A 14,360-nucleotide genomic window follows, 5' to 3' on the forward strand; every position below is an offset into this window, starting at 1 on the left:
CGTCGGCTATATCGCGGCATGCTCCGGTGGATCTTCGCGCTGTTGCTCATCCCCTTTCTCGACGCGGTGATCCTCGCCGTCGTCGTCAGCCAGACGACGTACATCGGCTGGGTGGGGATGGTGCTGCTCGTCGTCCTGACCGGGCTCGTCGGCATGCTACTCGTGCGTGCCGAGGGCCGCCGAACGATCGGGAAGATGCAGCGGTCGCTGGCCGAGGGCAAGCCGCCGACCAACGAACTGCTCGACGGCGGTCTGCTGATCGCCGCCGGGGCCTTGCTGCTCACGCCCGGACTGGTCACGGACGCCATCGGCTTCCTGCTGGTCATCCCGCTGACTCGGATCCCGATCCGGGCCGCGCTCAAGCGGTTCGTGATCGTCCCCTACGCGGACAAGAAGACCGGCGGCTTCGCCAGCGGGAACGTCTGGACGTTCGGCTTCCCCAACGAGGAGGCGACTCGAGACCGACAGAGCGAGTCCACCGACGGCGGCACGTACGATCTCGGTGCCGACGACTACACGGTCGACGACGCCGGTGGGGACGGGTACACGATCGATTTCGGCGACGAACGCACGTCCGATATCGACGAGCCCGACGACGACGACCCCTCCGCCCGGTAGCGGTTCGCACGGCCCCCGAAGAAAGAAACGCTTAAACATCCCACCCGGCAACTACTGCATGCGAAGCGGGCCAATAGCTCAATTAGGTTGAGCGCCACTCTGATAAGGTGGAGGCTCTCGGTTCAAATCCGAGTTGGCCCACTCAGCTTCTGAACGGTCCTTAGACGTCCGGTAACACCGGGTTTAGCGCTCGACAGTTCCGTTCACGGCGTTCGAAGAAACAGGTGCCCCTTCGATTTCGCCACTTAGTTGATTCACTTCTGAACGCGGGTCGCCTCCGTCTTGGGATTCCGATTAGCTCAAACGGTTGGATGAGTGATAAATATTGGGGTTAAAGGAAAATCGTTTATTAAAAATTGTGTTAGTGACTCATCATCTGTAACGCAATTAATCTTGATTCAACTCCGAGAGGCGGAATTAGACTCACGGTTCAAATGCCTGCGGAGCTGGGCGCAATGATTCTGCGGGTCCGTGTTGGGCTGACAATCGAACTATCCTCTGAATCTGTTGACCAGACTCCGATTTTGGTCGGTAACCGGTGCTGGGCTGGTGACGATCAGAGCGTGGGGCTGATCTCACGCGCGACAGGATTAAACTCGATCAAATTCGCTGTTCCATCTCCTCGAAGACACCGTGCCACCGTTCGGGCATATCGTCGGTGTTGTACTCACCTTCGTTCGCCAACTCCAAGAGCCGGATGGCTTCGGCGTCGGTAAGGCTCTGGAGAGTCAGTTCCTCGACTGTCTTTTTGCGCGCCCGTTCGGTGCTCATTGGCCGGTCACGCTGGATAGCCGAGTAAAAGTGGTACCAGAACATGAGGCTGCCTTCAGACGGGATTTCTGGCGGGCGGTCTGATCCGAGTCGATTGGGGATTAACGGGAGTGACGAGGCTGCCGAGAGGGCCGTGAGGAAGGAGCGTCGGAACATATTGTCGACATGTGGCTGCGCTCAAAAATCCTCCTCTGCTTCGTACCCAATACCTCGGCATCCAGTCGTACTTTCGGTGTCGGAAAGATACCGCACTCTCGTCGGTGCAAACTTGTTCGAGACGGCCCCGACAGCGAGTCACTGTAACGATCTCGACTTGCTACTATTCTCGCGGAGGGGTGTCGGGGTCACCTAGCCGAGAATAAGAATCAAAGACGCACTCTGAATCACAAGGTTTGCTGGAGTACAGCGTCGATGCGATTAATAACGGGCTCGCAATCACCGTCGCGTCGATCTGTCTCTCGTAGTGCATCGAACAAGTCAGCAAGGCCAGTCACCATCTTATCGTCCATATCGGTCACGTTGATTACAGGCAGTTCTTTGAGAGTCCCCGACCCCAGTTTTGCAAAGCCACCTTGCCGTGTCTGCGTGTGATTGCGAACGACGCGCTCAGCAACGCCGCTATTCAAATACGCCAGCAACGCCTTCAGCCCCGTATTGTTCACCGCCACGTCGTAGAGTCCATCGAAATTGTGGATGTTTCGCGCCTCCGTCTCATTCAGCCGGAACGTGAATCCATCCCGACTCCCGTTTTGAGTCAGAACCCTGGGAGGAGCTTGTCTCTCCGGCCGGTACCAGTACGGACGGTTTTCGAGTGCGCCCGTCCCTAGCAAACCATAGTTGTTGACACCGTCGCGTAGATATGAGACCAGATTCGCTACCGTGCCGGAGTCGTCGTCTGGTAGTACCGATGAGTCACTGGCCACCTGCTCGCTAAATACGTGGATCGAATCCGGAATCTCTTGAATAGCATCAGGATTGAATAGCCACAGCTGCCGTTGCTGCCAATTTTCTATCAGGATCGTCAGCGCGATACGTCGAGACTTCAGTCAAAGATAGTGGCTGGTACAGCCGTTCTTCCATCGCATTGCTCAGGGGATAGTGATACACCATCCGACCGGGTAGCGTCTGCCGGTCACGGCGAAATGGAGTTGCGGTCAATAACACTCGCTTAGCACTGTCTACGGTCTCAAGTAGCTCCATCCAGCTGGGAGCACGGATGTGATGTGCCTCATCGAAAAGATCCTGTCTTCGTCTGGACGGCGTTCATCGTGATGGTGGTGATGCTGGGCGTTGTCTTCCTCAAGGATGCAACTGATGAGGTTCTGTTCCCGTTCGCACCGATCGGGATTCTGTTGACGATCGGCATCCACCAGACGCTGAACGTGACCGGTAATTCCGGCGGCTACTTTGGCTATCTCGCCGATCTCTTCTTCGGAGAGGGCGCGTTCTTCGCCATGCAGCTGGTCGAAGTATTCGAACTGGCCGTATGGGGTATCCTGCTGTATGGTACTCTAATCAGGTTACCGCTACCTCGGGACTGGGTACGTGAACAACTACCGCTCTAAATTTGTTTTCGGCCAGTGCTTCTACTTCGTGTTCTTCATGAAGTCGCGGCTATCGGCGATGAATGACTCGCCAAACTCGTAGTCACCCCACCATCCGTCGTCATCCATCCGTTCCGGGTAGACCACTCCTGCAGCCGTATAGGATTCGCCCCGGTTGTAGGTCTGGACAACGAGGAAGCCACGGTACTCAATTTCGAACTCTTCGTCGCCGTTTGTTGCTGTGTGCGTGGCAGTGATGGTGAACGAGTCCTCAAGGATGGCCTCGGCGTTGCTATAGCTGACATCGTTGAACCGGCAGCTGAGCCATTCCTCATCGTAGAGCCCTGAGCAGATATCGATCTGACTAAACGGGTAATCCGACTCGACCTGATCCGTGAACAGCTCTACGGCGGTGGCACTGACCACACTCTCCGTGTTGTCCTCGAGAAACTGGTCGATTTCGTCCAGGTCAATAAACACCGAGCCAGGTCCGATGGGCAGCGATACTTGGCTCAGGAGTGGAATGCCTCCACCGTCATCGTCACTGTTGTAGTCGATGTATTTCTCGCTGCGGATCGTCTCAAGGTTCCACGTGTACAGGTTCCATAGCGGTGGGCTGATGCCGAGGTCTTTTTCGATACGGGACTTCATCGTGGTGTTCTGGAGAGACTGACCGATCCAGGCGACGTCGTTGTTATCGTCTTCGCCCAAATCGTTCTGTTTCCAGGACTCACCGCGAAATGCATTGGGGATCGACGGCTGACCGAACGAGAATGAGCCTGTCGTGTTCGCAGCGCTGGTTGCAGTTGGAAGGGCAGCGATGGATGCGAGGCCGGTCAGGACTGCGCGGCGCGACAGGGTCGTACTGCGGGAAGGGTCGGGGTTCATGGTGTGTCTTGGTGGTATCGCGAGTTTGGTTGTAACCGCTTCGGCTGTTGTGAATTTCAGTGTTTGAAGGATTTTATCGGCGGTAATTCGAGCCGCGACTTAAACGTACGTCAGACATGTATCATGAGTCAGACAGACGGCTTGCGATCAGGCGGGTAGCTTGTGTTTGAACTGAGTCATCACTGTAGGTTTATACTTGGCCAAGGACTCAGGAAGACCATGGCCTCGCAGCGGATCCTCGTGATGGGCGACAACCACGGGAATACAGAATCATTAGAACGGGTTGTGGCCGATACCGAGGACGAGCGCTTCGACTTTGTCGTTCACGTCGGCGACTTCACGAACGCCCACAACGAGGATAAAGCGACTGGCGGGGAACAGCTCCGGGCTGTCGAACCGTATCTGGAAACGCTTGCTGACCGCGCCGACAATGGCCTCGTCTATGTGTACGGAAATCGGGATTACTACGGCGATCTTGACCACACTCTTGATGTTGGGGCTTATGTCCCACAGGAAGGCTCCGTCACCGTGGGAGACCAACGCTTTACCCAGGATCCGGACGCCGTCGCGCCCGACGATATTCTCGTCACACATACAGAGAAGAAGGCGATGATCGACCATTTCCCGGGCCGGGCTTACTTCTGCGGCCACACGCACACCGGCCGGTACAAGGACCGGATGCTCAATTCCGCATTCCTGTACCGGGATGATTCGAAAGCCGCTACGACTCTATATGGCGGATATTTCGTAGTCAAAGTTGGTGACGAACCACCGTTTGACGTTGACTTTCGGAACATCGGTAGTCTTGATACGACCGTTTGCCAGCGCCACCAGGAGCGAGGAGTCTTGATCGGGCCGGAGTACCACAACTGCATGTTCTGCTGGAAACCCGTCAAACTATTGCGTGAAATGTCGAAAACCGCCTTCTACGGCGTTACCCACGGACTTGACCGCGACTATGCGTCCGAAGACGAGATCGTCGAGTGCGCGGTAGAGCTGTGGGAATCGCCACCAACAGGGTTTGCGGACGAATTCTCTGAGTATATTTCTCAGGTGGAGAGAGATCCGAAAGGGTCGCTCGTCTACAACGACGATGGGCACTTGATCGATTTCTACGCTAATCGGAGTTGAGAACCCGATTCAGAATTCAGGCAGTTCTCCAAGGTTGTCCTGCTCGATTTCGTTGCCGTCCGTCCGGAGATACGTCGTGTCGATGACATCAACCTTGTGGATGTCCTCGTCACGCACATAGTCACCGTCGCTGTTCTTGTAGGCGGTACAGTATTCGAGACCAACTGTGAGCCCCATGATCACCTCCCACCGGTCCTTCTCTTCCGGTTCGATCAGTGTTGTTCCGGCATCTTTCCGTCGCTTCACCGCACTGATCCGGCCACCGTCCTCATTGTATCGGACGTGCGTGATCACGTAATCTGCCCATTCGGCCATGAGAAGGCGTCTATTCTACACGGTTAAAGAGACCAGCCAAGGGAGGTGAAAGTAGATCATACCTGTATCTTCATATCAAACGGCTATCTAGGTAGACAGTGATGCCGAAGTTCTGGAAACGTCAAGGAACATCAGACGGGGACCGGTCACCGTGGTTTGTGAAGATTAAGAATCGATCGCCACCACCACCGGCTCACACGTTCCAGCTTGAACCAGCCGCCATCCGTGTTCTCCAGGGGATGGGTCTCGAGTCAGGAGATGCATTTGAAGCCTCGCAGTTTTGGACCCTTCACGATCTCGGGCTCACCTACACGCTCGGTGAAGACTACGCGCCAGAACGCGGTACGGAGCTATCGGAGGCGGATGCAGAAAATATCCCGCCGGAACAGCGAGCGACCTTCATCAAGGAACTCCTGGAGGACTATGAGGTGGCTGAGATCCAGTCTGACGGGTTCTATCGGCTCCTGCTCAGCGTCGAACAGGGACCTAGAGATGTCAGGTTTGATGCGCTGGAACAGATCCTCTCGGTTACACCGATTCATGCAGGGCCTGCAGATGGATTGGCGAGCGATCCGGATCCGGTGTACACTTCTTCCGTGTTTGGTGCACTGGTCTGCCGCGCCTTCTCGGAATTTATAGAACAGCGTACAGTCGCTACTGGACAGTATTGCGAGCCGATTGGGCATCGGGATGAATACGCGTATCTGGTGATTGAGGATCTTGCATGGGATCTCGTACCAGACCTCATCGAGTTCTTTCTCGACATCCCCGAGTTTTTCCTCGACGAGGTTTTACCGGATGGAGACACCCCGGGCTGGGAGAAAGCTGTTCTCGAAGAGATCCACACGTCTCAGTTTCTGGGCGATGGGCTACGCACGTCTGATACAATTGGGAAAATCCTCTTTGACGGACTCAACGAGTTGCAGTCGGTCATCATCGTACCGCAGAAAGTTCTCACAGATTCCGAGATCAAGCACACGTTCACCTTCTAATAAGATCAATATTTTTTATCGTGGCTTCAGAATCCATCTTGCATGGTCCCCGATCCCTCTCCGACCACTACAGTCGATGCACCGGCCAACGATACCGGCTCAAGCACCCTGATCAACGCACTTATCGGGAGAGTCGCCGGCATCATCCTCTCGTTCATTCCTTTCTCAACCATTCTCGGCGGAGCGATCGCCGGCTACCTTGAAGGCGGTGAACCAAACAATGGGCTGAAAGTCGGTGCAATCGCTGGCGTGATCATGCTGATTCCATTCGTATTGATGGGAACGTTCATCTCAAGGAGCAGAACCGCCCTGTCTCTGTCGACGAATTCGTCGAAACGGTAGCTGACTGGGACGACTCTGCAGTAGATCAAGAGCATATCGCGATCGAACTCCAACACACTCATCTCCCGAAAGCGACTGAGGTCAACTTCATTGAGTACAAGCCGGACGCCGGTCTTGTGGAGGTCCAGGGCCCGCCACCCAAATTCACTGCAATCCCGAGATTGCCCGTGTGATTAAGCAGCCAGCCGACGACTGACCACGTTATCGCTCGGCGGCGCCGTATTCGATATTGACGGTCGGCGTACTCAGTGAATCAGGCGCTTCGACTCCATTCCAATCGACCAATCGGACGTTCGCCATCAGGCCAGAAAACCGGAATCGCTGGACACCGACGTCAATCGATCTCTCTGCCGTCCCGCCGGAGATGATTGTCGCTTCTTCGCGGTGGTCAGCTTCCAACATCTCGATCTCGCCATCGACGGTAATTTCATAACTTGAGGGAACACCTCGACCGACGATCGTCACGAGGTTCGGCAGCGGATTGTTGTCTCTACTGGGTTGTTTTTGTCCCGAAGATTCGCGTGTCATGCTCCGATAACCCGAGCATCTCGGTATAAAATTTCTTGTCGATAAAAGGGTGAGAGTGAGCGAACTACACCGCGGGAGATATTGTGAGTCCGTCTTCAGAAACGTCTTGGCCAGCGATTACTTCGTAGCCCGGCCGACAGCAACGTCCCACAGTAGTCCTGGATGATCGTCGTCATTCAGAACCGCATATGTGCCGCTCCCGTACACACAGGGGGAGTGCGAATGCCGGGAGATGGGACAAGTATCAGACCTTGTTGAATCCGTATTGGCGCGGCAAGTCGTGAGAACCGAAGTCTAGCAGCGTTACTGCCTTAGTCTGGTCGTCAATTTGTACAACAAGCCGCTTACTCCCTGTAACATCGATGTATCGTTTATCCTTTGGACCGAAGCTCATACCCTTCCATGTCAAATGCCCGAACCGGTTTCTGATGTCTTCGACAAGATCGTCAATATCGCGTTTCAGTGTCCCATCGGCCTTCCGATAGCTCCGCTCAAATTCATCCGTCCGAGAAATGGGGCGTTGCTCTAAATCAAGCGAGCGAGTTCCTGGTCGATTCGTGATAGTGCCATAGTCTGAATCAGGTTCCCGTCGTGTGATGTATACCTGAATTCGGGCGGGAACACTCCGGTCAAGCCGGCGGAAGGGAAGTTCATCAGCAAGGAAGCCTTCGGAACGTGTGGTGTTGATATCGAACGCTGACGATAGCACGCTGACCTGTTGCCGGTGAAGCGTCTGTGGCGATTCACTGCTGAGCTGTGAGAGAGTGTTCTCGTTGTTGTTCGTGAAAGACGCAGTCATCCGGCGAAGCAACGGGTCATACAGACCAGAGGGAGCGAGACGGCGACACGCTGTGCTACGGTCAAGCTGCCGGAGTAACCGGTACCGCGTAGCGATTTCGTCTACGTTGAGCCGTCGATTCTGGTCGTGATAGGCATCGTACGCGTCACTGCCAGTGAAGTCAGCCAGATGTGTGGCGAGTAACTCTAGTTGGTGGTCAGCCCAGCGGTACCGGACGAGCAATTCTTCTGCGAGGTCGAATGCTTGGGTTAGAGACTCAAACGGTGACTGGGAGTGAGCGTTCGCAGTGGCGTCAAGATGGATTGATTCAGGCGGGGTGTCCGGTTCCGCTGTCAGTTTTCGTGCCCAACCGTCTAGTAAATGTCCTAGACTGCGGATGCAGCGCTGTGGAATGTAAATACCGTATGACTGCTCATCGATATGGAACGGGATGTATTCGGTAACAGCATCAAGCCCGTATGCGCCGACTGCGGTATCCCACTCGGCTTCAAGAAAATGTAATATCTCCTCAGCATGCACCTCGTTGTTATTGGGGGTAGTGTCTCGAAGTCGGTGTTCATACTTGTTTCGTGGGATAACGTGCCCGTCCGCTGGCCAGCCGATGGTTGTCTGATGATCATTGAATACCGATGGAGGGTTAGTGCCGTCTTGGAGAGGCCCGCCATATGGTTTGTAACTCTCGCCAGCTGCGTACCGGGAGAGAAACTCCCGACAGTCCATGAGACGCATACACTCCAATCGAATTCTAGGAACGAGTTATACCTCGGGGATAAGAGGCATATTTCAGATTTACCTATCAGCGTGAGAAATAGACCCGCCATCTCTGGAGCACCATCGGTTTTGATTCTACCGACAACAAAGACGCAAACACAACTTGGTGTCGCCGCTGACAGATGTCGTCGATATCGAACTCAATTCACGCTCATCGTTAGAGAACTCTTGTTGTAGTCGAATTCACCGAGAGGTTTGACCGCGTCTAACCGACAGTTCGGGTATACCTTCGTATTCGGGTAAGTTCTATGTCGCAGACGTGCGATGGAGTGTGTATGGCTCTGCCGGTATCTGTTGATGACTGGCCGGAAACGGATCGCTGGTGGGATGCTTTTACTGGTGAGCGGCAGATGATTCTCGCAGCCGATCAGGTGAGACGCGTTGACGAAGCGTGGAAACAGCGGCACTGGGAAAGTGTCGATCAGTTCTGGGATGGGTTCAAGGCCGATCATGAGTTGCATAGTACGGACCAGTTCACGCAGCGACTTGATCAAGGGTCGAAATCAACGGCGTGGGAAGAGATCGATTCGTTCTGGGCGAGTTATGTAGAAGACCACCAATCCGAGTTGGCCGAGCTGCAGCGGTTGTTGGGAACGGTCAGTGACATGTGGGAGGATGGTGCGAGTCCGTTCGATGACGATCCGCTCACGGCTGACTGGCGGTCACAAAGCTCGTTTGAAGGGCCATTACGACGGACAGTGGATGAAGAGGACTGGTCACATTGGCTCGCCCACCTCCTGTGGCAGTCTGCAGGAGCGTTCCCGGCAGCGTTACTTGGAACGCCAGATCAAGCGCCTGAACGTGTCCGTCGAGAAGTCGTCTTTCACGGCGAACGGTCTAATCGGCGAGTGGATATTCTCGTCGAATATGCGGGGACAGCGGTATCGATCGAAGTGAAAACAGGCGATGAACAGTACGGGAAGACACCGCACACGGCGGAGTTGGTTGAACGGCACGACGACCGGGACTGGTCGCACGAGCTGCTCATCCAGCGAAGCAAGCACTCGCAGCTCCAGTACACGTTCGGCGACGAGTTGGTACAACCAATTGATGAGCGCTCCGTGATTCAGGCTGGAGATTCACCCGAGGTGACGGTACGGTTCTGGCAGGATGTGAGTCGAGTCCTTCGCCGGTTGCTTAGTGAGGGCCAAGAATCGGACAGTCACTGGCAGGCGAGTGCTTACCTGTTCGTGACGTTGATCGAGCAACGGTTACTGGGGTTTCACCCCGTCAGCGACCTGTGTACGGCTGAGGCGGGTGACCGAATCGCTGGGATGGATTTGCATCAACTGACTGCTGTTGACCCGACAGCACAAATCAAGTATTTACGGCGGGTGCTCACGGAGGAAGACACGCATGAATGAGGAGTTCATTACGAACGGGATTAAGAACGACCGGTTTCTGAAAGCGCTGACGTTGGTTGATCAGTTCGAGTCGGAGATGGTGCGGGAAATTCGGAACGTCGCAGAAGCGACTGCTGAACAAGCGCCGGCGCTTTTCGTGGATGACCCGACACCGCAAAAGAGCGTGAATTTACGGCGGAATTCACCGCCGCTAGGGAATATGCGGATGGACACAGAGATGAGTCGTGTGAACGCGTCTGGGGAGCGACTGACGTGGAATCTCGCTATTGAGTGGGCGCAACCGGAAATCCATGGGCATGACGAGCCAAGCGATCAAGCACTAAGCGTGGTACTCTACAAAATCAAGGATTGCCCGATGGAAGACTACCAGCGCGTGAAGCAAGCAACGCGTCAGGAGTCACGATGGGATGCGATTCAGTTCGACGACGATGTTTGGAATAGCGATTGGGGGATTTTCTACATCCCGGTCACGAACGGCCCCGAAATTACGGATGGGTTCCAGACGTTACAGGAGCACTTCCTTGAGTTCGGAGAGCAGTTCGGTGAGCCGGCCTCTACTAACTAACAATTCAGCGCCAGTACGTGCCTGTCCATTTTGCGTCTTTGATGCCCCCAGATCGTATTCTGCATCTTGGAGGTGTTCGACGGAGTGTGTGGGAGTTCAGCTGCGGTGCTGTCTTACTTTAGGTTCTCCAGAATCTGAAGGAACCGAAACGCGGGGGCTCCGTGATCGCTAGTGTCTCCTTTTGCTCCTTTGCGGAGATTCTGAATACGTTCGGTGTAGTCTTGATTGATGATGAGTTCGAGTTCTTCGCCGGTCTCGTCTTTGAATCGGTTTCCGAGTTCTTCGAGTCCGTTGATTAGACCACTTCCTCTCTCCCAACCGGTGACTACAGGTGCCCAGAATTGGTATGAATGGTCGTCGGCGTTCGCAAACGTGTCGTTCACGTAGCGGTAATCTTCCCGGAATTTCTGCTGGAGTTTTTGTAGGGAGTACTGGTGGGCTTTGGTATTAGTGAACTCAGTCCACCAGCCCTCGTCTGGTGATCCAGAGTAGAGTTTCCCACTCATATGAGTCACCACCTCACAGACGTAGACGTTTTGTCCGCCTGTGTCTCGATCATTGTCGATGGCGATGACATCGGCTTCCATCTGGTTCCCACGCTCCTCAGAACGGTTATTATAGCTAACAACCTCACAGCCATTCATCCGTTTGTGGTACGCACCGACTAGCAGCTCGCCCCAAGTCGCATTTACCGGCATTATAAACCAACCACTGTAGGTTTACAAGAAGGCTTGGGCGGTTTAGGTTCTATGTATGCTGAGCGGCTATGAGATCAACAAACGACGAAGAAGCTCAACGGAAGAGCTTGTCGACGCGCGAGTCGCAAGCGCTGTCACGACTCGCAAGCGAGAACCGACAGGTCATCAGCATTAGTGAGACGCCCTTGACATCCCGCGGAAGTCGGCCAAGGACATGGCGTATGCGCTTAAAGAGAAAGGCTGGCTTGAGCGGATCGCGCACTGGAAATATCTCATCCTGCCGCTCGCTGCGGGCGAGAACGCCGTGTATACCGAACACGAGTTCGTGATCGCGTCAACACTCGTGGAGCCGATGTACATCGGGTACTGGAGCGCGATGAATCGCCACGGACTGACAGAGCAGATGTCCCGCACTGTGTACATCGTGACGACAGCGCGCGCTCAAGAGCGTGAAATCCACGGGGTCACGTATCGTCCGGTGTCGGTCACGGAGCAGAAGTTCTTACCGCTCTTCTATGCGATCGTGCCGGTGTCTTCGGCGATAACCGTTCCACCTTCACAGACAGGGCATTGTTCGTCAACGAGCTCATCGATGGTCTTGACTGCGTTCGACCGGCACTCCGGACACACTTTCTCATCCCTATCCAAGTCCAAATCCACTTGCGTTTCACAGTGGATACAGAAGCAGTACGTGTTGAACCCGGTGCGACGGTCAATCTCTTCCTGGGATGCGTCCTCGCCGATCACCTCTCGCGCTCGCCTCATCTCTCCGGGATGAGGACAGTGGACGCGTTCGTCGTCATCCGCAATCGCGTACATGTAGTATCCCCAGCCGGACGGCATCTCGAAGTTACAGTCCGAATTCGTACAGTAGAAGTCGAATATCTGGGGCATTGATGCGGCGATACACCGGGACGCCAGTAATCAGTTTCCCAAAGCCGAGTCGTCTTCAGTTGGACCGCATAAGTAGATTCCAAAGTTGAGAACGAGTCGAAGAGCACTCATCATGCGGAGACTAATTGGTGTCGTTGAACGCAACATCCTGAATAGCCATCAAGAGTTCTGGATGCGTGACTGTTCGACGAAGGCCGAGCTCTGGGGACAGAGCGCGGTTGATGAGTGTATGCCAGTTTTGGAAAAGGATAGCGACGTTCACGCCGTAGAGTCGAAGCTTCTCGTTGCTGCTATTGATGACCGGCATGAAATCGTTCGAAATCTGGTTTATCGATTCCTCAATCGCCCAGCGTTGATAATACGGGAAATGAATACCACTTCCTGAACGATCAGGTAACGAGCGGTCAGTCAGGTACGCTGTGTGTGTCGATGCATTGCCGACACCTGATAGAGATTCAGGATCGTCAAATTGCTCCCAGAGTGTGGACGGTAAAGAGGCAGACGATTTTTCAGCATCCGTGAAGTCTGAGAATTTTGTTTGTTCTTCAGTATTCACGGGATCTGCTCGTTTCAATTCCTGGGCGGTGAACTCGATGAGCGAGGGGTTACTACTATTGTACGGGTATGAAACGGCAGAGGGTTTTGATGACGTCTTCCACGAAACCGTCGGAACGTACCCGGTATGATTCTCCGGTGTGTATCTTTTCAATAGCTTGATTACTTTCTGGTTGGGTGCTCGTACCACCCAGTCGGAGCCTGCGATTCCACGGAACGCATCGATCAAGGCTCCTGAGATCAGTTCACTGTCGGCATACAGCGCTTCGACAGCAACGAAATCGTTCACAATCGGTGCGAGTTCGGTGATGACTCTCGGGTACGTCGATTTATCCGGTAGCCACCGCGTACCGAGTGTGAATCGAGCTTCTGTATCGATGATGCCGAGTACTGCATATGTCCACTGCGACCGATTGTCATTTTCTGACTTCGGAGGTCGATTGATAGTGACGTCGTTCTCGGCTCCATTCCATTCGATACGGTATAGGTCAACAGCCAGCGAGCGTGGACTCTGGAAGAATCCGAACCGCTCTGCGAGTCCGAGCGTTGCGCGGTGAACGGCATCGAACTGTTCCGTTATCGCTTGTTTTTCTGTGTTTTCTAATGCAACCTGGGCACCATTCAGTGGGAGATCGTCATCTCTGATATACTTCCCAATCCCGCTGCCCTTCGGGATGACTTCTCGCGTATAATTGTAGTCCGAAACATTTGTGACGGTCTGTACCCCGCAGCCGTATAATGCAGATGCGGCGAAAAGCCCTATATACTGCTGAAAGTCCGTCCGTGGTTGGGAACGATAGAAAGTGAGCGGCTCTACCGTTTCGTCAACCAGAAGCTGAACCCAATTCCGGAGAGCCGTTTGCTTCTCTGTACGGGGAACTGCTCTCTCATACAGTGGTGGGGTGACAGCGTCGAACCCGTACGTGGCGCTCACTGATGAGGGGACTTCGATGCCGTTGCGATACACAGCATAGATCGCGCGAACAACAGCGGCATCAAACGCGTCCTGTTCTGAGTCGTCCAGTTCCTTCGGAACGTTCTCTTTCGACGCTAAGCGGAGGGTCTCGGATCCGGGTAGATCTGAGGCGCTACGGTAGCCGAGTCTGGTGAGCACCGGCTCTAAACCGTTGATGTATTCGTAGAATCCTTTATGCGTCGCGGGTTGCCGAGCTCTCTTGAGAAAGACAACTTTGAACCGCCGTGTGGGAATGTCGAGAGAAGCAGGTGAGAGCTCCTCAACGTCAAGGACTTTATCCATGACATTGAGGATTGCGAGATCATACAGGGTTGCCCCATCGTTAGCGAACGGCCAGTCACGATCCTGCTGGTCGCGGTTATAAAGATGAAGTTGCGCAGTCAGATGGGTTGTCTGGAATAACGTCTCAATGTCCGGTGCGGGATGGATAAGTTCGATTTCGTCATCGAAACGAGTCGTGACTGAACCAAACTCGGTCTTTTCCGGGTGCTCGGCGTACTTTGTCGGAACTGCGTACTCGCTTGTACTGCGTGACGGAAACGGTCTGACTTGGTCTGCATGTGCGACTGGAGGGCCATCGGGCATGAGTGCTGCATAGAACTAGTTTGT

At 54.3% G+C, this 14,360-nt stretch carries 18 protein-coding genes, 1 tRNA gene and 1 pseudogene; 10 read left to right on the plus strand and 10 right to left on the minus strand.

Annotated elements, in window-relative coordinates; translation table 11 throughout:
• Positions 1-18: 18 nt before the first annotated feature.
• Both J0X25_RS27910 and J0X25_RS27915 read left to right on the plus strand, forming a co-directional pair.
• Positions 19-618: an FxsA family protein gene (locus tag J0X25_RS27910; RefSeq protein WP_207290793.1), complete on the plus strand. Its 600-nt coding sequence runs from the start codon at positions 19-21 to the stop codon at positions 616-618.
• A gap of 67 nt (positions 619-685) precedes the next feature.
• A tRNA-Ile gene (locus J0X25_RS27915) sits at positions 686-759 on the plus strand.
• Between the two features lie 459 nt (positions 760-1,218).
• On the opposite strand, the gene J0X25_RS27920 is transcribed toward J0X25_RS27915, so the two are convergent.
• From J0X25_RS27920 to J0X25_RS40000, 3 genes are all read right to left on the minus strand, one after another.
• Entirely contained in the window at positions 1,219-1,389 is a 171-nt protein-coding gene (locus J0X25_RS27920; protein ID WP_207290794.1) for a hypothetical protein, read from the minus strand.
• 383 nt (positions 1,390-1,772) lie between these two features.
• Complete coding sequence (locus tag J0X25_RS27925) at positions 1,773-2,312, minus strand: TaqI-like C-terminal specificity domain-containing protein (RefSeq protein ID WP_207290795.1); 540 nt, start codon at positions 2,310-2,312, stop codon at positions 1,773-1,775.
• A 46-nt stretch (positions 2,313-2,358) separates the two neighbouring features.
• On the minus strand, positions 2,359-2,589 hold the full coding sequence (locus J0X25_RS40000; RefSeq protein WP_207290796.1) for a hypothetical protein: 231 nt from the start codon (positions 2,587-2,589) through the stop codon (positions 2,359-2,361).
• A gap of 23 nt (positions 2,590-2,612) precedes the next feature.
• Between J0X25_RS40000 and J0X25_RS27935 the strand changes: the two genes are divergently transcribed.
• Positions 2,613-2,954 carry a hypothetical protein gene (locus J0X25_RS27935; protein ID WP_207290797.1) on the plus strand — a complete coding sequence of 114 codons (342 nt, stop codon included), beginning with the start codon at positions 2,613-2,615 and terminating at the stop codon, positions 2,952-2,954.
• A gap of 21 nt (positions 2,955-2,975) precedes the next feature.
• Here the strand turns inward: J0X25_RS27935 and J0X25_RS27940 are convergent, their stop codons facing one another.
• Complete coding sequence (locus J0X25_RS27940; RefSeq protein ID WP_207290798.1) at positions 2,976-3,821, minus strand: hypothetical protein; 846 nt, start codon at positions 3,819-3,821, stop codon at positions 2,976-2,978.
• A 219-nt stretch (positions 3,822-4,040) separates the two neighbouring features.
• Here J0X25_RS27940 and J0X25_RS27945 point away from each other — a divergent pair, with 219 nt between their 5' ends.
• Positions 4,041-4,952 (plus strand): metallophosphoesterase family protein, encoded by a 912-nt coding sequence (locus J0X25_RS27945; protein ID WP_207290799.1) that lies wholly within the window; start codon positions 4,041-4,043, stop codon positions 4,950-4,952.
• 9 nt (positions 4,953-4,961) lie between these two features.
• On the opposite strand, the gene J0X25_RS27950 is transcribed toward J0X25_RS27945, so the two are convergent.
• Positions 4,962-5,267 (minus strand): DUF3892 domain-containing protein, encoded by a 306-nt coding sequence (locus J0X25_RS27950; protein WP_207290800.1) that lies wholly within the window; start codon positions 5,265-5,267, stop codon positions 4,962-4,964.
• A gap of 101 nt (positions 5,268-5,368) precedes the next feature.
• On the opposite strand from J0X25_RS27950, the gene J0X25_RS27955 reads away from it, so the two are divergent.
• Genes J0X25_RS27955 through J0X25_RS40005 form a run of 3 tightly spaced genes read left to right on the plus strand, consistent with a single transcriptional unit; the run spans position 5,369 to position 6,774 of the window.
• Positions 5,369-6,259 carry a hypothetical protein gene (locus J0X25_RS27955; protein WP_207290801.1) on the plus strand — a complete coding sequence of 297 codons (891 nt, stop codon included), beginning with the start codon at positions 5,369-5,371 and terminating at the stop codon, positions 6,257-6,259.
• A 42-nt stretch (positions 6,260-6,301) separates the two neighbouring features.
• Positions 6,302-6,601 carry a DUF5518 domain-containing protein gene (locus J0X25_RS27960; RefSeq protein WP_207290802.1) on the plus strand — a complete coding sequence of 100 codons (300 nt, stop codon included), beginning with the start codon at positions 6,302-6,304 and terminating at the stop codon, positions 6,599-6,601.
• Complete coding sequence (locus J0X25_RS40005) at positions 6,532-6,774, plus strand: DUF7344 domain-containing protein (RefSeq protein ID WP_425600934.1); 243 nt, start codon at positions 6,532-6,534, stop codon at positions 6,772-6,774. The genes J0X25_RS27960 and J0X25_RS40005 overlap by 70 nt, the downstream gene beginning before the upstream one ends.
• 28 nt (positions 6,775-6,802) lie before the next feature.
• On the opposite strand, the gene J0X25_RS27965 is transcribed toward J0X25_RS40005, so the two are convergent.
• Positions 6,803-7,129, minus strand: a complete 327-nt coding sequence (locus J0X25_RS27965) for a hypothetical protein (protein ID WP_207290803.1) — start codon at positions 7,127-7,129, stop codon at positions 6,803-6,805.
• 244 nt (positions 7,130-7,373) lie between these two features.
• Positions 7,374-8,657: a type II toxin-antitoxin system RelE family toxin gene (locus J0X25_RS27970; protein ID WP_207290804.1), complete on the minus strand. Its 1,284-nt coding sequence runs from the start codon at positions 8,655-8,657 to the stop codon at positions 7,374-7,376.
• 317 nt (positions 8,658-8,974) lie between these two features.
• Between J0X25_RS27970 and J0X25_RS27975 the strand changes: the two genes are divergently transcribed.
• Both J0X25_RS27975 and J0X25_RS27980 read left to right on the plus strand, forming a co-directional pair.
• Entirely contained in the window at positions 8,975-10,063 is a 1,089-nt protein-coding gene (locus J0X25_RS27975; RefSeq protein WP_207290805.1) for a hypothetical protein, read from the plus strand.
• Positions 10,056-10,628, plus strand: a complete 573-nt coding sequence (locus tag J0X25_RS27980; protein WP_207290806.1) for a hypothetical protein — start codon at positions 10,056-10,058, stop codon at positions 10,626-10,628. The genes J0X25_RS27975 and J0X25_RS27980 overlap by 8 nt, the downstream gene beginning before the upstream one ends.
• 113 nt (positions 10,629-10,741) lie before the next feature.
• Here J0X25_RS27980 and J0X25_RS27985 read toward each other — a convergent pair whose 3' ends face one another.
• Positions 10,742-11,326, minus strand: a complete 585-nt coding sequence (locus J0X25_RS27985; RefSeq protein ID WP_225896753.1) for a hypothetical protein — start codon at positions 11,324-11,326, stop codon at positions 10,742-10,744.
• A 68-nt stretch (positions 11,327-11,394) separates the two neighbouring features.
• Here J0X25_RS27985 and J0X25_RS39905 point away from each other — a divergent pair.
• Positions 11,395-11,828, plus strand: a pseudogene (locus J0X25_RS39905) (type IV toxin-antitoxin system AbiEi family antitoxin domain-containing protein); the annotation flags it as partial.
• Between the two features lie 11 nt (positions 11,829-11,839).
• Here the strand turns inward: J0X25_RS39905 and J0X25_RS27990 are convergent.
• Together J0X25_RS27990 and J0X25_RS27995 are read right to left on the minus strand one after the other, a co-directional pair.
• The gene (locus J0X25_RS27990; RefSeq protein ID WP_207290807.1) at positions 11,840-12,220 is read right to left on the minus strand and encodes a hypothetical protein; all 381 of its coding nucleotides are present in this window, start codon (positions 12,218-12,220) and stop codon (positions 11,840-11,842) included.
• A 121-nt stretch (positions 12,221-12,341) separates the two neighbouring features.
• Positions 12,342-14,336: a hypothetical protein gene (locus tag J0X25_RS27995; protein ID WP_207290808.1), complete on the minus strand. Its 1,995-nt coding sequence runs from the start codon at positions 14,334-14,336 to the stop codon at positions 12,342-12,344.
• Positions 14,337-14,360 lie beyond the last annotated feature (24 nt).

The sequence above is a fragment of the Haloterrigena alkaliphila genome (assembly GCF_017352155.2).
In the GTDB taxonomy this organism is placed as follows: domain Archaea; phylum Halobacteriota; class Halobacteria; order Halobacteriales; family Natrialbaceae; genus Haloterrigena; species Haloterrigena alkaliphila.